General features: G+C 68.7%; 17 protein-coding genes. 7 read left to right on the top strand and 10 right to left on the bottom strand.

What is annotated here, in order from left to right:
- Positions 1-187: 187 nt before the first annotated feature.
- Entirely contained in the window at positions 188-973 is a 786-nt protein-coding gene (locus tag RX333_RS05105) for an exodeoxyribonuclease III (RefSeq protein ID WP_316013844.1), read from the top strand.
- Positions 970-1,695, top strand: coding sequence for an enoyl-CoA hydratase/isomerase family protein (locus RX333_RS05100; RefSeq protein WP_316013843.1), 726 nt, complete (start codon positions 970-972; stop codon positions 1,693-1,695). Before RX333_RS05105 ends, RX333_RS05100 begins: the two co-directional genes overlap by 4 nt.
- 207 nt (positions 1,696-1,902) lie before the next feature.
- On the opposite strand, the gene RX333_RS05095 is transcribed toward RX333_RS05100, so the two are convergent.
- From RX333_RS05095 to RX333_RS05055, 9 genes are all read right to left on the bottom strand, one after another.
- Entirely contained in the window at positions 1,903-3,210 is a 1,308-nt protein-coding gene (locus RX333_RS05095) for a branched-chain amino acid ABC transporter permease (protein WP_316013842.1), read from the bottom strand.
- Complete coding sequence (locus tag RX333_RS05090) at positions 3,207-4,217, bottom strand: branched-chain amino acid ABC transporter permease (RefSeq protein ID WP_316013841.1); 1,011 nt, start codon at positions 4,215-4,217, stop codon at positions 3,207-3,209. Before RX333_RS05090 ends, RX333_RS05095 begins: the two co-directional genes overlap by 4 nt.
- 52 nt (positions 4,218-4,269) lie before the next feature.
- Entirely contained in the window at positions 4,270-4,686 is a 417-nt protein-coding gene (locus tag RX333_RS05085; RefSeq protein ID WP_316013840.1) for a hypothetical protein, read from the bottom strand.
- 447 nt (positions 4,687-5,133) lie between these two features.
- Positions 5,134-5,814 (bottom strand): ABC transporter ATP-binding protein, encoded by a 681-nt coding sequence (locus RX333_RS05080; protein WP_410056048.1) that lies wholly within the window; start codon positions 5,812-5,814, stop codon positions 5,134-5,136.
- Between the two features lie 134 nt (positions 5,815-5,948).
- Positions 5,949-6,131, bottom strand: a complete 183-nt coding sequence (locus RX333_RS05075; RefSeq protein WP_316013838.1) for a hypothetical protein — start codon at positions 6,129-6,131, stop codon at positions 5,949-5,951.
- Positions 6,128-6,904 (bottom strand): ABC transporter ATP-binding protein, encoded by a 777-nt coding sequence (locus RX333_RS05070; protein ID WP_316013837.1) that lies wholly within the window; start codon positions 6,902-6,904, stop codon positions 6,128-6,130. Before RX333_RS05070 ends, RX333_RS05075 begins: the two co-directional genes overlap by 4 nt.
- Before the next feature lie 102 nt (positions 6,905-7,006).
- Positions 7,007-8,200, bottom strand: a complete 1,194-nt coding sequence (locus RX333_RS05065; protein WP_316013836.1) for an ABC transporter substrate-binding protein — start codon at positions 8,198-8,200, stop codon at positions 7,007-7,009.
- Between the two features lie 73 nt (positions 8,201-8,273).
- The gene (locus RX333_RS05060; RefSeq protein ID WP_316013835.1) at positions 8,274-9,302 is read right to left on the bottom strand and encodes an asparaginase; all 1,029 of its coding nucleotides are present in this window, start codon (positions 9,300-9,302) and stop codon (positions 8,274-8,276) included.
- Positions 9,295-9,834 (bottom strand): sigma-70 family RNA polymerase sigma factor, encoded by a 540-nt coding sequence (locus RX333_RS05055; protein WP_316013834.1) that lies wholly within the window; start codon positions 9,832-9,834, stop codon positions 9,295-9,297. The genes RX333_RS05060 and RX333_RS05055 overlap by 8 nt, the downstream gene beginning before the upstream one ends.
- 254 nt (positions 9,835-10,088) lie before the next feature.
- Between RX333_RS05055 and RX333_RS05050 the strand changes: the two genes are divergently transcribed.
- From RX333_RS05050 to RX333_RS05030, 5 genes are all read left to right on the top strand, one after another.
- A complete protein-coding gene (locus tag RX333_RS05050; protein WP_316013833.1) occupies positions 10,089-10,619 on the top strand; it encodes an invasion associated locus B family protein in 531 nt (176 codons plus the stop codon).
- A gap of 34 nt (positions 10,620-10,653) precedes the next feature.
- A complete protein-coding gene (locus RX333_RS05045) occupies positions 10,654-11,895 on the top strand; it encodes an ABC transporter substrate-binding protein (RefSeq protein WP_316013832.1) in 1,242 nt (413 codons plus the stop codon).
- On the top strand, positions 11,892-12,395 hold the full coding sequence (locus tag RX333_RS05040; protein WP_316013831.1) for a DUF1993 family protein: 504 nt from the start codon (positions 11,892-11,894) through the stop codon (positions 12,393-12,395). Before RX333_RS05045 ends, RX333_RS05040 begins: the two co-directional genes overlap by 4 nt.
- Before the next feature lie 90 nt (positions 12,396-12,485).
- Positions 12,486-13,655, top strand: a complete 1,170-nt coding sequence (gene rlmN, locus RX333_RS05035; RefSeq protein ID WP_316013830.1) for a 23S rRNA (adenine(2503)-C(2))-methyltransferase RlmN — start codon at positions 12,486-12,488, stop codon at positions 13,653-13,655.
- A gap of 2 nt (positions 13,656-13,657) precedes the next feature.
- A complete protein-coding gene (locus RX333_RS05030) occupies positions 13,658-14,239 on the top strand; it encodes an SOS response-associated peptidase (protein ID WP_316013829.1) in 582 nt (193 codons plus the stop codon).
- A gap of 204 nt (positions 14,240-14,443) precedes the next feature.
- On the opposite strand, the gene recQ is transcribed toward RX333_RS05030, so the two are convergent.
- Entirely contained in the window at positions 14,444-16,498 is a 2,055-nt protein-coding gene (recQ, locus tag RX333_RS05025; protein WP_316013828.1) for a DNA helicase RecQ, read from the bottom strand.
- Between the last annotated feature and the right edge of the window lie 3 nt (positions 16,499-16,501).

The raw sequence follows: 16,501 nt of genomic DNA, 5'->3' as shown, positions 1-16,501 counted from the left end.
CTAGGAGGACCGTCCCCCCCACACTTGACGGTCACTCACGGCCACACCCCCCCTCCAAGGTGGCCGGAAAAAGGGATTGCCGCTCGATCTGACCCCAGATCGGGCGCTTTCTCTTTTTGGGGCAATCGCATCTTGCGCCCGCGGGCCCGCTCCGCAACTCTCCGCCCAACCTGAACCGGAGAGCCCGATGACCGTCACGATCTGCACCTGGAACATCAACTCCGTCCGCCTGCGCGCCGACCTCGTGCTGCGCCTGCTGGCAGAGGAGGCGCCGGACGTGCTGTGCCTTCAGGAAACCAAGAGCCCGGTGGACAAGATCCCGCTCGAGCGCTTTGCCGAGGCCGGCTACCCCCACATGATCGCCGAGGGCAACAAGGGCTATAACGGCGTCGCGATCCTGTCGCGCCTGCCGCTGGAGGATGCGGGCACCCGCGCCTTCTGCGACACGGGCCATGCCCGCCACTGTGCCGCCCGGCTGGAAAACGGCCTCGTCGTCCACAACTTCTACGTCCCCGCCGGCGGAGACGAGCCCGACCGCGAGAGCAATCCCAAATTCGCGCACAAGCTCGACTTCCTGGCCGAGATGGCCCGCTGGGGGGCCGAGGGCCGCGCGCGGGAGGTCATGGTCGGCGATCTCAACATCGCCCCGCGCGAGGACGATGTCTGGTCGCACAAGCAGTTGCTGAAGGTCGTCTCCCACACGCCGATCGAGGTCGAGGCGCTCGACCGCGCGCGCGATGCGGGCGGCTGGATCGACACGACCCGCGCCGACATTCCGGGCGGCAAGCTCTATTCCTGGTGGTCCTACCGCGCCCGCGACTGGGATGCGGCGGACAAGGGCCGCCGTCTCGACCATATCTGGGCCACCCCCGATGCGGGCCACATCGCAGGCTCCACCCGCATCCTGCGCGACGCGCGCGGGTGGGAGAAACCCTCCGACCACGCACCCGTCTTTGCGAGCTTCGCCCCGTGATCCGGTTCGAGCGCGACGGCGCCATCGCGCGACTGACCCTCGCGGCCCCCGAACGGCGCAACGCCCTGACCATCGCCGCGATGGACGAGATGCAGGTCGCCCTCTCCGAAGTCGAGAGCGACACCGCCCTGCGCGTTCTGATCCTCACCGGCGAGGGCGCCACCTTCTGCGCCGGGGCCGATTTCGCCGAGCTCGAATCGGGCCACCGCCCCGACTTGCCGCTGACCCTGCTCAGCGATCGGATCGAAGGTCTGCGCGTGCCGGTCATCGCCGGGATCAATGGCGGGGTCTACGGCGCGGGGCTCGACCTCGCGCTCGCCTGCGACATCCGTATCGGCACCGACACGTTGACGGCGCAGGTGCCCGCCGCGGCGATCGGGGTGCACTATCCCGGCCCCGCCATCGCCCGCGCGCAGGCACGGCTGGGTCAGGCCACCGCCGCGCGGCTGTTCCTGGCGGCGGAGCGCCTCGACGCCGCCGCCTGCCGCACCTGCGGGATCGTGTCCGAAACCGTGCCGGAGGTCGCGCTGCCCGAGCGTCTCGAAACACTGGCTGAGGGCATCGCCGCCCTCGCACCGCTCGCCGTGCAGGGCATGAAGCGCAGCCTCGTCTTAGCCGACGACGCCAGCGCCCGCGTCACCGCCTGTTTCGACAGCGCCGACCACCGCTCGGCCCTGAAGGCGCGGCGCGCGAAATCGATGGCGGTGTTCGAGGGGCGTTAGCCTCGCGGATCGACGGGCCGCGGTGCGGCGATCCGACGTTCGAGCTTCGTACGTTATAGTGGCAAAGTCCGCGAAACCTCGCCGCGACGCGCCTGCATCAACCAAATCGCCGTGCCGGGGGGCGGGTCACGCCGAAGGCGTGCTTCCAGCACGACCGATGCGCGGCGGCTTCGCCTTGATTCCGCGCCTCTAGCACCTCACAGACACCTACCGCCGCACCTGCTCCGGGATCAGCCCCTTGGGGAAGAAGCGCAGCGTGACCAGCAGCACCAGCCCCATGATGAACAGCCGCAGATGCGGGGCCGTGTCGCGCAGGTGATCGGCCAGCGCGTTGTCCGGCATCGCCGCCGTCGCCCAGTCCATCGCCAGTGGCGCCAGCGCCTCCGCCTCGATCCACGTCACCCAGATCAGGAAGCCGCCGAGGATCGCGCCCCAGTTGTTTCCCGACCCGCCGACGATGACCATGACCCAGATCAGGAACGTATAGCGCAACGGGTTGTAGGTCCCCGGCGTGAACTGCCCGTCATAGCTGACCAGCATCGCCCCCGCAATCCCGACCACCGCCGAGCCGAGGACGAAGACCTGCCGGTGCCGCCGCACCACGTCCTTGCCCATCGCCTCCGCCGCGTCGCGATTGTCGCGGATCGCCCGCATCATCCGTCCCCAGGGGGAGTTGAGCGCCCGCTCCGCCAGCCACATCAGCACGGCCAGCACGATCAGGAACATCGCCGCATAGGCCAGCCGCACGAAGATGGTCGATGCCTCGACCACGCCCATCCCGACGCTCGCCGCCAGGTCCTGGAACCACGCCGCCTGCTGCAGCGACAGCGCGTCGGGTACGGGCCGGTCGAGGCCCGACACGTTCTTCACGCCCCGCGCCAGCCAGTCCTCGTTCTTCAGCACCGCGATGATGATCTCCGAGATGCCCAGCGTCGCGATGGCGAGGTAATCGGACCGCAGCCCCAGCGCGATCTTCGCCACCAGCCACGCCGCACCGGCCGCGAACAGCCCGCCCACGGCCCAGCTCAGCACCACCGGCAGGCCCAGCCCACCGATATTGCCGAACCGCGCCGGATCCAGCGCTTCGATCGCATCCACCGCCGGGCCGAACAGCCGCCGCACGATGAAATAACCGATCAGCACGATGACCAGCGTGCCGACGGTGCGCAGCCGCGCGGGCAGAACCTTGCGCAGTTGCATCGCGACCACGACCGTCACCACCAGCGCCAGCCCCGCCGCCAGCAGGCCCAACCCGCCTGCCGACCACGCCTCGGCCCGCGGCGCCTCGCTCACCAGCACCGCGGCCACGCCGCCGAGCGCCGCGAAGCCCATGACCCCGACATTGAACAGCCCGCCATAGCCCCACTGCATGTTCACGCCCAGCGCCATGATCGCCGAGATCAGGCACAGGTTGACGATCTGCAGCGCCAGCGGCACCGACTGGACCAGCCCGATGACGACGAGGATCGCCGCCATCGCGGCGTAAAGCACCGCGATCCGCACGCCCTGGCTCATATCACCCTCCCCCGGAACAGCCCGGTCGGCCGGATCAGCAGCACCACCACCAGGATGACGAAGCTGACCGCGAACTTGTAATCGGTCGACAGCAGTTGCAGCAGCCCCTCCGGCTGCCATCCCGGCACCAGATAGCCGGCGAACTGCTTGTAGGCATAGGTCACCGTCGTCTCGCTGAACGCGATCAGGAAGCCGCCCGCGACCGCGCCCACCGGGTTGCCGATGCCCCCCACGATGGCGGCGGCGAAGATCGGAAGCAGCAGCTGGAAATAGGTGAACGGCTTGAACGACTTGTCGAGCCCGTAGAGCGTCCCCGCCACCGTCGCGAGCCCCGCCGCGATCACCCAGGTCCAGAACACCACCTTCTGCGGATCGATCCCCGACAGCAGCGCCAGATCCTCGTTGTCCGAATAGGCCCGCATCGCCTTGCCCATGCGCGAGCGGTTGAGGAAGGCGAAGAGCGCCACCACCAGCGCGATCGCCACCACCACCGTCAGCACCTGCGTCGTGCGCAGCGCCAGCCCCTGATCGAGCCCCGTCATCTCCCGGAAATCGCGCACGTTGATAACGAAGCGCGCACCGTCGGCGAAGCGCTGGTCGTCCGGCCCGATGATCAACCGCGTCAGCCCGTTTAGCACGAACATCACGCCCACGCTCGCGATGACGAAGACGACGGGCGCGGCGCGTTTCTCGCGGTAGAAGGAATAGACCGCCCGGTCCATCCCGAGGCTCAGGAGCACCGCCGCCAGGATCCCGACCGGCAGCGCGATCAGCGCCGTGGGCAGCGGCCCGGCACTCACCCCCAGCGATTGCAGCCACCAGGTCATCAGGATCACCGCCGCCGTGCCGAAGGCCATCAGATCGCCATGCGCGAAGTTCGAGAACCGCAGCACCGCGTAGATCAGCGTCACCCCCAGCGCACCCAGCGCCAGCTGCGAGCCGTAGACCAGTCCGGGGATCAGCACGAAATTCGACAGCAGGACGATGGCGTTGAGGATATCTGTCATGTCATTCGCTCCGCACCCGAAAGGCGCGCCCTGTCTTTCCGGCGGCAGCCGCTCATGCCGCCTCCTCCACGATCCACGCGCAGGTTCCGCGACCTTCGCCCGAGGCGGGGCCGAGATCGGGCGTGTCGGTCGGGCGCAACGCGTAGGTCATCACGAAATCGAGCGCCGCGTTCAAGTGGATATTAACGATGCCACGCCCGGATTGCGTGTGCATGTAGCGCCGCGGCCACCGTGCATCCTCGCGCGCCGCGCGGGCGAAGCGGTCGGTCTCGCCGACGAACAGGCTCAGGTCGCCGCTGCGCTCGGCCATACGCAGATAGGCCCGGTCGTACTCGCCACGCGTCACCAAAACGAAATCGCCGGGTGGCGGCACATCGCAGGTCCCGGCCACGCACCATTCGGCAAAGCGGCACGCCATGCGCGGCGCCGCCTCGGCCCGCGCCGCGGACCGCGCGCGGATGTCGCTCACGTTCCACCAGACGCCATAGGCGATCAGACCGAAAATGCCTGCAAGGAACGCCGCGAAATACCAGTTGGCGCTCCCCCTGCCCCATCCGCCCGGATTGCCTCCGAACCGACGCGGCTTCGCGTGCCTGCCGGATCGTGATCGACTGCCCGAGAACGGCTCACGCATCGCCGCATCCCGCAGCGGGGCCGTGCCGGCCATACGACTGATCGACGGCTGCCGCGCCCCGCGACTTGCTCGCGACCGTCGGCCATGCCCGCACCGACATCCCGGCAGCGGCCATTCCGGGCGGCGGCGCGCCCGCATCCAGGGTTCCGCCGGACCGACAAGCGCCACCAGTACGGACCGCCCCGCGCCCTTCAACTTCCTCCAAATACGCAGCAACGCCAGCAAAGGGGGCCGCCCTGAAGGCCCCGCACGGTCCGCCCGAAGGGTAGCGCGCGCCTGCCCTCATCCGCCGAGGAAGGTCCGCCGGACCTCCGGGTTGGCGAGCAGGGCAGCCCCCGTATCCGTCCAGGCGTTGCGCCCCTGCACGAGGACGTAGCCCTTGTCCGCGATCTCCAGCGCCTGCCTTGCGTTCTGCTCGACCATCAGAATGGCGATGCCGGTGCGCGCCACCTCGATGATCCGGTCGAACAGCTCGTCCATCACGATCGGGCTGACCCCCGCCGTCGGCTCGTCGAGCATCAAGAGCTTCGGCTCGGTCATCAGCGCCCGGCCCACCGCGACCTGCTGGCGCTGCCCGCCCGACAGCTCTCCCGCGGGCTGGCGGCGCTTCTCCTTCAGGATCGGGAACAGCTCGAACACCTGCTCCATCACGCCCGAAATGTCGTCGCGCCGCAGATAGGCCCCCATCTCCAGGTTCTCCTGCACGCTCATCGACGTGAACACGTTGCCCGTCTGCGGAACGAAGCCCATGCCCATCGCCACCCGCTGCTGCGGGCTCAGCGCCGTGATGTCGTCGCCGTCGAGCGTCACCGCACCCTGCCTCAACGGCAGCATCCCGAACACGGCCTTCATCGCCGTGGACTTGCCCGCGCCGTTCGGCCCGACGATCACCGCGATCTCGCCGCGCTCGACCGAGATGTCGCAGCCGTGCAGGATGTCCGCGGCCCCGTAGCCGCCGGTCATGCCGCTCGCGTCGAGGAACGCGTCCCCGCGCCCCGACCGGATCTCACCCTCCTCCTGCGCGCCCACCTCCCGCGGCCCGGCCGCAGGGTTCACGATGCTCGCGTCATGGTTCGCGCGGCCGTCGAACGGATCGCTCATGCCATCCTCCGCGCAATGCCGACCAGATCAGGAAAATCTTGAGAAAGCGTTACCGAGCGGGCCACCGCGCGACCATCCGCGCGGAACGATGTTCGGCCATACGCGTGCCATACGCGTGCCATACGCATCGCAGACCGGGCGCAGACGGCCTGCGCCGCCGAAAAAAGAACGATATTCACGCCGGCTCCTTGTTCTTCAGACCGGTGCCGAGATAGGCCTCGATCACCCGCTCGTCGGCCTTCACGCTCTCCACATCGCCCTGCGCCAGCACGCGCCCCTCGGCCATCACGATCACCGGATCGCAGAGCCGCGAGATGAAGTCCATGTCGTGCTCGATCATGCAGAACGTGTAACCCCGCTCGCGATTAAGTCGTTGAATTGCATCGCCGATCGTATTGAGCAGCGTCCGGTTCACGCCCGCGCCCACCTCGTCGAGGAAGACGATCTTGGCGTCGACCATCATGGTGCGCCCCAGCTCCAGCAGCTTCTTCTGCCCGCCCGACAGGTTGCCCGCCAGCTCGTCCGCGACGTGGGAGATCTCCAGGAACTCGATCACCTCGTCGGCCCTGGCGCGGATCTCCCGCTCCTGCGCGCGGACCTCGCCCCCCTTGAACCAGGCGTCCCACAAGCCCTCGCCCCGCTGCCCGCCGGGCACCATCATCAGGTTGTCGCGCACGGTAAGTGTCGAGAACTCATGGGCAATCTGGAAGGTCCTGAGCAGCCCGCGATGGAACAGCTCATGCGGCGGCAGGCCGGTGATGTCCTCTCCGTCGAGGAATACTTTCCCGCGCGTGGGGCTGTAATGCCCGGCGACCACGTTGAACAGCGTCGTCTTGCCCGCACCGTTGGGGCCGATCAGCCCCGTGATCGAGCCCTTCTCGATCTCGATGCTGGCCCCGTCAACGGCGCGGATGCCGCCGAAATGCATGTGCAGGTCCTCGACCCGGATCATGGCAGCCCTCTCGTCAACCGAATCTTCATGGTTTGGTGGTCTTCTTATCGAAAGCGGCCCGAGGTTGCCCCCGGGCCGCAGGTTTCATGTCGTCGGCTCGCCTCAGCGAACGTTGACGGTGGAGAACTGGCCTTCCATGACCTCCAGCTCGCGGTAGGAGCCTGCGGCCTCGCCCGCGCCGATCAGTTCCACGCCGGTCGCGCCCTGGTAGTCGATCTCGCCGCCATCGGCGAGGATCTGCAGCGCGCGCTCCAGCTCGCCCGCGCCGATCTGCTCGCCGGGCGCGTTGGCGACGTTCATGATGTTGGCCTGGATCTCGGCCCGGTCGACCGATCCGGCCGCCTGTGCCGCGAGGATGATGAGAGCCGCCGCGTCGTAGCTCTCGCCGCGATAGGGGCCGTCGCCCTCGATGCCGTTCTCCTTGGCCATCGCGTCGAAATTGGCGAAGTCCTCGCTGTCGGAGCCGGGCGCGGTGCCGAAGGTGCCGTTGATGTCGGGGCCGAAATTCTCGGTCAGGCTGTCGCCGATCATCCCGTCGCCGAGGATGAACGTGTCGAACGCGCCCGTGTCGATGGCCGACTGGATGATGCCGCGGCCGCCCTGGTCGACATAGCCGAACACGGCCAGCGCCTCGGCACCCGATGCGGCCAGCGCGCCGACCTCGGCGGAGTAGTCGCCCTTGCCGTCCTCGTGCGCCGCGACGATCTCGACCGAGCCGCCCGCCGCCTCGTAGGCCGCCTGAAACGCATCGGCGAGGCCGAGGCCGTAATCGTTGTTGGTGTAGGTGATCGCGACGGAGTTCACGCCCCGCTCGGTCACGACATCCGCGAGGACCTGCCCCTGACGCGCATCGGAGGGCGCGGTGCGGAAGAAGTAGCCGTTATCCTCGATATCCGACAGCGCGGGCGAGGTCGCGGACGGGCTGACCATCACGACACCGTTCGGCACGCCCACGTTGGACGCGATGGCGGTCGTCACGCCCGAGCAGTCGGCGCCCATGATGCCGATCACGTTGTCGCCGGTGATCAGACGCTCGGCCGCCGCCGAGGCCGCCGCCGCATCGACGCAGGTGGAGTCGGCGCGCACGGGGGCGATCAGCATGTCGCCGCCCATGAACAGCTCGGACTTGTTCGCCTCCGCGATGGCCAGCTCCGCCGACGCGGCCATGTCGGGCGTCAGGGATTCGATGGGGCCGGTGAAGCCGAGGATGATGCCGATATTGACGGTTTCGTCCTGCGCCATCACGCCGGTTGCGGTGAGCGCGGCGAGCGCCGTGCCAATCATGAATTTTTTCATTATGTCTCTCCCTTGGGTTGGACCGTGCCGCATGAAAATCCGCCCGCGCGCCGAACACAAGGGCTATCGCGCGTCAGATCCCCTGCAACGCCGCGCCATCGGACCAGAAACCGGGTGCGGGACGAATGACGCCCGTCTCGATCCCGCGCCAGTTGCGCTGCGGCGGGGTCAGGCGCTTCGCGATCATCGGGTGCGCCGGGTCCGCGGCCCCGAGACGCGCGAGGATGGCCGCAATCGCGCATTCCGAGGCACGGGTCGAGCCGTCCTCGATCTTCAGCGCGATGCCCAAGCCCTGCTCGGGCAGGATCGCGACGAACACCGCCTCCGCCCCTGTCTTGATGACGGTGCGGCCCGGCAGCGCGGACATCATTTCCGAGCAGGCCCGCCCCTCGCCCGCGACCAGCAGCGGGTGCGCCTTCATTGCCGCGACCAGCCTTTCGGCCGCCGCGCCGCGCGCCCGGCCCAGCCCGGACGGATCAGCCATCTTCGCCATCGCCCGCGCCAGCCCGTGCAGGGAGCTTGCATGGTTCGGCGCGGAACAGCCGTCGATGCCGAAACCGGGCGAGGTCTCCTCGACCATCTCCTCGTAGGCCGCCTTCACGGCCTGCTGCACGGGATGGTCGATCTCGTGATACTCCTCCCCACCGCCCAGATGACGGTTGAGCGTCAGGAAGCCCGCATGCTTGCCGGAGCAGTTGTTGTGGTACTGGCAGGCGGGCTCGCCCGTCCGGCGCACGCGGTCGGCCTCCGCCTTGTCCTGCGGGAACTGGACGCCGCAGCGCAGCGCCTCCTCGCCCAGATCCATGTCCTTCAGCCAGGCCGCGACCCGCTCGACATGAATATGCGCACCCTGGTGCGATGCGCAGGACAGCGCCAGATGCGCCTCGCTCAGCCCGTCCGCCGCACCGCTTTCCACGAGCGGCAGGGCCTGCAGCATCTTGCACGAGGAGCGCGGGAAGACGATCGCCTCGGGCGCCCCCCACTGCGCGACGATCTCGCCGTCCGCGCGCGCGACGACCGCGTGACCGCGATGGGAGGATTCCAGGATCCCCCCGCGCCAGAGTTCGACGAGGTCCACGGCTTCGGCGGATCGGTCAGTCATCTGTCAGCTCCTCTCGCATATCCTCTCCCAACTGCGCGCGCAGCCGCGCGAAGGCAAGGCGCACCCGGCTCTTGACCGTGCCCAACGGCACGCCGTCGCGCGCGGCGATCTCCTGCTGGCTGAGCCCGCCGTGAAAACTGGCATAGAGCACATCGCGCTGTGCTGCGGGCAAAGCGTCGAGCGCCGCGCGCACCTGCGCGTCGCGGTCGCGCTCGCCCACGACGCGCTCCGCTCCCGGCTCGGGACCGGGGTCGAGCGTCGGCTCCTCGGGGTCGATCACCCGGCGCGCGGCGCGGCGGGCCTCGTCGATCAGTCGGTTGCGCGCGATGGTGTAGAGCCACGTCGCAGCGGAGGCGCGGGCGGGATCGAAGGTCTCGGCCCGCCTCCACAGCTGCACCATGACCTCCTGCGCCAGATCCTCGGCCCGGTCGCCCGCGATCCCCCGCCGCATCAGCATCGCCTTCACCCGGCCTGCATAGCGGCGGAAGAAGGCCGCGAACGCCGCCCGGTCGCGGCGGGCGATGCGCGACACCAGCTCCTCGTCGGAAAGCTCGGGAAGGTCGTCGGCGTGGATCGTGGGGTCCCCCGTGTCGTCGCGCCTCGCCCCCTGTCGCGACAGGAGAGCGAGCCGCGGAAAAATCGCCCTTGCGGGGTGGCGCTGGAGGCCCGCTTGCCGCTACATTATCCGCGCGGAACCCGCCGGAGGCAAGGTTCTTGGAAGAGGTTATGCGCGTCCGCACCCACCCGGATCGAGGTGTGGCGGGCCGCTCGAGCGAGGAGCATGAGATGATTTCGGTGAGGACGGCAGCCCTGGGCCTGGCCCTGTCAGTGGTCGCGGTGACCGGAGCGAGCGCGCAGGACGAGATCACGCGCGTCGCGGTCCACGACGACTGGAGCGTTTTCGAGACGGATGCAGGCGGCAAGGAATGCTGGATCGCCTCCGCCCCGCAGACCAGCACCGCGTCGCGCAACGGCTCGACCGTGCAGGTCCGCCGCGGCAAGATCCGGCTGATGGTCTCGAACCGGCCCGGCCAGGACATCGCCAACGAGGTGAGCTACACGGGTGGCTACCCGTTCCGCGAAGGCTCGACCGTGACGGTCAATGTCGGCGGATCGCAGTTCGAATTCGACACGGCGGGCGAATGGGCCTGGCCCTCCTCCGCCGCCGATGACCAGCGCGCGGTCGCCGCGATGCGCGCAGGCTCGGACGCGCAGGTGACGGGCACCTCCTCGCGCGGGACCACGACGGTCGATACCGTGTCGCTGATCGGCTTCACCGCCGCGCTCGAGGACGCGTCGTCGCGCTGCAGCGGCTGACACCCCCAAACCCAACCGAAACGGGAGAGACCGGATGACCGTGACGAGACTGACCGCGATCTGCGGCGCCGCATTCTGCGCGCTGAGCGCACCTGCCCTGGCGCAGGAAGACCTGGCGAGCCTGTGCGGCGGCATGGGCGCCGGGGCGAGCTGGGCCGGGGGCGACGCCTCCGCCTCGGACATCGGCACGGCATCCGACTATCTCGGCACGATCGGCAACATCCCCGCCGGTGGCGGGCTGACCATCGTCTTCTCGGTCGGTTCACCGCAGATGGTGCGGGTCGAGGCGGCCCCCACCGACGCGGGCGACACCGTGCTCGACCTGCGCAACGCGGCTGGAACGGTGATCGCATCCGACGATGACGGCGGCGGGTTCCTGACCTCGCGCACCGAGTTGCAACTCGATCCCGGCACCTACTGCCTGACCGGCACCAGCTTCGACGATACCCCGCTGATGGCGGAACTGCGCGTCTCCCGCCCCGAGCAGGAGGCGCTGACGGCCGGCGGCAGCACGGGCTTCGCCGATTCGGCCTGCACCGCCGACACGAACGCGGTGGCGTTCCGCGAGGAGGGCCCGCTCGACGACATGCTGGAGCAGGGCCTGTCGCGGACGGCCTCGATCGCGGGCACGCCCTACTACCGCTTCACCCTCGACGCGGCACAGCCGTTGAGCCTGACGGCGGAGAACCCGAGCGCCGACCCGATCCTGACGCTCTACGACGGTGCGGGCACGCTGCTGGGCGAGAACGACGATTTCGATGGCCTGAACTCCCGCCTCGACTTCATCGATCCGCTCCCGGCTGGCACCTATTGCATCGGGCTGCGCGCGCTCAGCGACGAGAATGCGCCGGTGACGGTCAGCGTGAACAGCTATTCCGAGGCCGATTACCTCGAAGGGCTCTACAACCAGGCGGAGGCGAGCCCGCCGCTCGACGGCTCCTACCCCGTTACCTCGCTCGGCCCGATCGAGCAGCGCGCGCGGCGCGATGTGCGCGACAGCGAGAACATGCAGTGGTTCAGCTTCGACGTGACCGAGCCGGGGCTGATCCTGATCGAAGGCATCGCCACGGCAGGCAACGACCCGATGCTGACGCTGTTCGACGATCTGGGCCGCCGGATCGACCAGAACGACGATTACGGGCAGAGCTACGACGCGCAGATCGCCGCGCGCGTGAATGTCGGCACCTACATCCTCGCCGTCGGACGTCCGGGCGGGTATTACGGCAACCCCGGCATCACCCGCCTGGCCATCGAGCGGTTCGTCTCGGCCCAGTGACACCGCACGACCTGCTGGTCGTCGAGGCGGACCGGACGCTCGCGCGTCTGGTCCGCTTCTGCCATCTGGGGGTGGAGACGGGCGTGTCGCCTTACGCAACGCTCGCGCCCGACATGTTTGCGCTCTCCGACCAGATCCTGATCGCTGCCCGCTTCCCCTTGCGCGGCGCATTTCCCCTCGCGGGCAGGCCGATCCCATCGGATCGAACGACGGAAGGCGGTCTCGTTGACGTGGCCCGGATCGTCGAGAGCTACCGTGTGACGCTCGCGAGCATCACCCCTGCCGACATCCGCACGGCCGAAGTCGACACGGTTCGGGTCGAGGCCGGCGATGCCATCCTGGACCTTTCAGTCGACGCTCTCGTCCATCGTTTTATCCTGCCCAACATGCTGTTCCACGCGGCCATGGCCTACGCAATCCTGCGGGGCGAAGGCGTACCGCTCGGCAAGGGCGATTTCGACGGGCTGCATGTCTATGCTCCCGGCTTTTCGTTCCTGTGACGCCCCATCTGGCCAAATGGCCCGCGAATTGCTATGTCGGCTCAAACGCCTCCCCTTCATCCGGGAGGCGTCTTCGTTGGAGTGCACATGATGACCGAAGCGACCGCCCCCGTGACGCAGGACGTCCTGACGATCCCGCGCAAGACCGCCCCCGCCCTGCCGAACCTCGTCGGCATGAGCCGCGCCGCCATGCGCGACGCGCTGATCGAGGCGGGCACGCCCGAAAAGCAGGCGAAGATGCGCGTCGGCCAGATCTGGAGCTGGGTCTACAACAAGGGCGTCTACGATCCCGCCGACATGACCAACCTCGCCAAACCCTTCCGCGCCATGCTGGCCGAGCGGTTCCGCATCGCCCTGCCCGAGGTGGTGACGCGCCAGGTCTCCACCGACGGCACGCGGAAGTACCTCCTGCGCATCGAGGGCGGGCACGAGGTCGAGGCGGTCTATATCCCCGAGACCGATCGCGGAACGCTGTGTATCTCCTCGCAGGTCGGGTGCACGCTGACCTGTTCCTTCTGCCACACCGGCACGCAGAAGCTGGTGCGCAACCTCACGCCTGCCGAGATCATCGGCCAGGTCCTCGTCTGCCGCGACGATCTGGGCGAGTGGGAGAAGGGCCCGGACGACAAGCGGCTGCTGTCGAACATCGTGCTGATGGGCATGGGCGAGCCGCTCTACAATTTCGAGGCCGTGCGCGACGCGATGAAGATCGCGATGGACCCCGAGGGCATCGCCCTTTCGCGCCGTCGCATCACGCTCTCTACCTCCGGCGTGGTGCCCGAGATCGCGCGCACGGGGGACGAGATCGGCTGCATGCTCGCCATCTCCTTCCACGCGACGACGGACGAAGTGCGCGACAAGCTGGTGCCGATCAACAAGCGCTGGAACATCGAAGCCCTGCTGCAGGCCTGCCGCGACTTCCCGCGGCTCAGCAATTCCGAGCGGATCACCTTCGAATACGTGATGCTGAAGGACGTGAACGACAGCGACGAGGACGCGCGACGGCTGGTGAAGCTGATCGAGGGCATCCCGGCCAAGATCAACCTGATCCCCTTCAACCCCTGGCCCGGCTCGCCCTATGAGCGGTCCACCAAGAAGCGGATCGAGGCCTTCGGCAAGATCGTCAACGATGCAGGCTATGCGAGCCCGGTCCGCCGTCCGCGCGGCGAGGACATCATGGCCGCCTGCGGTCAGCTGAAATCGGCCACGGAGCGCGCGCGCAAGTCCCGCGCCCAGATCGCGGCCGAAGCCGGGTTGTAAGCGTGCCCGGCCGCGTCTTCCTTCACACGGACGGCGCGGCACTGGCCCGCTTCTACGATGTCGCCGGATCGGACGTGCCGACCGGCGATGACCTCGCCCCGCAGGATATGCTGGGGCTGGTGGTGCCCGGACGGCTGGTGAGGGCCCGCTGGGGCCTGATCCCGAAGGGAGCGGTGAATGCCCGCGGGCGGCCCGTGCTCGAACAGCTCGTCAATATCCGCTCCGAGACCTTGCACGAGAAGCGCGCCTTCGAGGACGTCCGCCACAATCGCTGCATCCTTCCCTGTTCCGGCTGGTACGAATGGACCGGCGAGACGCGGCGCAAGACGCGGTGGGCCATCCACGCGCCCGACCGGCCCATCCTGAGCTTCGCGGCGATCTACGACATCTGGCAGGCCCCCGGCGGGATCGAGGTCGTGAACTTCGCCACGCTGACCTGCGCGCCGAACGCGGATGTCCGCGACTATCACCATCGCATGCCGGTGATCCTCGACGATCCATCCGCCTGGCTCGCGGGCGCGGATGTCGAGATGGTGCCGGTCGTCGCGGGCCTGCTCCAAGTCGAGCGGAGCACCCTGCCCTGAGGTCGGATGCCTCCGGCGGGGATATTTAACGGAAGTGAAAGGATTGGCGGCGCATCCTCGTCGCACGGTACAGGCGGGGACGCCGATGACCGTGGAAGTGAAAGCCGCCCCCGGCGACCTCGTCGGCGACGTAGCGCCGCGGGGCGGTGGCCTTTCACTTCCGGCAAATATCCCCGCCGGAGGCGCAGGGTCGTGACAGGCGGATCAGCCGCCTTGCGCGATCGCGTCGAGGAAGCCGGGGCCGAACCTTTCCACGCGGGCGTCGTCCATGCCGCGGGTGCGGGCGAGTTCGTCAGGTGTCGCCGGTTTCGCCTCGGCTATGCGGGCGAGCGTCGCCATCGGGCAGTCGAGCCGTTTCTGCGTACCATCGATGCCGTAGGCGAGGTCCCGCGCAATCTCCTGCAGGCGGTCGATCAGGGCGGCATCGCCGCGGGCCGCGGCCTTTATCTTGGCCGGGTGCGCCTCGGGCTCGGCCTCGCCAGTTATAACCTCGAGGAAGACGCGGCCGAACTTCTCCAGCTTCTTGGTGCCGACGCCCGGCAGGCGGCCGAATTCGTCGAGCGTGCGCGGCTTGGCCTCGACCATCGCCACGAGAGTCCGGTCGGGGAAGATGACATAGGCCGGGGCCCTCGCCGCCTCGGCCAGTTCGCGCCGCTTCGATTTCAGTGCCCAGAGCAGCGGTTCGTCCTCGGCCTGCACCAGCGCCTCGACGCGCGGTCGCTTTGCATCGCGGCGCGTCAGGCTGTCCTTGCGCAGCGTCAGCGACTGCTCCCCGCGCAGGACGGGGCGTGCGGCTTCGGTCAGGCGCAGCGCGTTCATGCGGGAGGGATCGGGCCGCACGAGATCGAGCGCCATCAATTGCCGGAACAGGGTCTGCCACTGCTTATTGCTGAACTCCCGCCCGATGCCGAAGGTCGAGAGGCTCTCGTGCCCACGCGCGCGCACCTTGTCCGTCTCCTCCCCGCGCAGGATGTCGATGAGATGGCCCGCGCCGTACATCTCGTCGGCGCGGAACACGGTCGAGAGCGCCTTGCGCGCCACCTCGGTCGCGTCGAAGGTCTCGGGCTTTTCGAGGCACAGGTCGCAGTTGCCGCAAGGCTCCGCCAGCACCTCGCCGAAATAGGCGAGCAGGGTCTGGCGGCGGCAGATCGGCGCCTCGGCCAGCGCCAGCAGCGTGTTGAGCCGTGCGTGATCCGCCTGCTTGCGTTCGGGCGGGGCGAGGCCTTCCTCGATCTGTGCGCGGCGCAGGCGGATGTCGTCGGGCCCGTAGAGCGTCAGCGTCTCGGCCGGGTCGCCGTCGCGGCCCGCGCGGCCGATCTCCTGATAGTAGCTTTCCACCGATTTGGGCAGATCGGCGTGGAGGACGTAGCGGATGTCGGGCTTGTCCACGCCCATGCCAAAGGCGATGGTGGCCACGACGACCAGCCCGTCCTCGGTCTGGAATTGCGCCTCGGCCTCGCGCCGGTCGTCGGGGTCCATCCCGGCATGATAGCTGATCGCGGCGACCCCGGCCTCGCGCAGCGCCTGGGCCAGCGATTCGGTCTTCTTGCGCGAGGCGGCGTAGATGATCCCCGAACGGCCTTTGCGCGCGACCGCGTAGTCGAGGAGCTGCCGCCGCGGCTGGTCCTTGGGCAGGAAGGCCAGCGTCAGGTTCGGTCGGTCGAAGCCCTGCAGGAACGTGCGAGGCTCCTGCCCGGCGAAGAGACGCTCGACGATCTCGGCGCGCGTTTCGGCATCCGCCGTTGCGGTGAAGGCCGTCATCTGGCAGCCGAGGGCGGCGCGCAACTCGCCGATGCGCAGGTAGTCGGGGCGGAAGTCGTGGCCCCACTGGCTGACGCAATGCGCCTCGTCCACCGCGATCATGCCGACGCCCGCGCGGCGCAGCAGACGCTCCGTCCCGCCCGCGGCGAGCCGTTCGGGTGCGATGTAGAGCAGGCGCAGCGTACCCGCCTCGATCGCGTCGAAGACCTCGTCGGTCTCCTCCTCGGTATTGGCCGAGGTCAGGTGGCCCGCCGTGACACCGGCGGCCTTCAGCGCGCGGACCTGATCGCGCATCAGGGCAATCAGCGGGCTGATGACAACGGTGATATTGTCGCGCGCCAGCGCGGGCAACTGGTAGCACAGCGACTTGCCGCCGCCGGTCGGCATGATGGCGAGCACATCCTCCCCCGCCGCCACGGCCTCGACGATCTCGGTCTGGCCGGGACGGAAAGCGGAGAAGCCGAAGACGGAGGAGAGAAGCGGCGCGAGATCGGACATGAA

It is taken from the genome of Roseobacter sp. HKCCA0434 (genome assembly GCF_032464675.1).
Taxonomy (GTDB): domain Bacteria; phylum Pseudomonadota; class Alphaproteobacteria; order Rhodobacterales; family Rhodobacteraceae; genus Pontivivens.
Note: the sequence above shows the minus strand (reverse complement) of the source record. Positions and strands in the feature narration are given on the sequence as shown.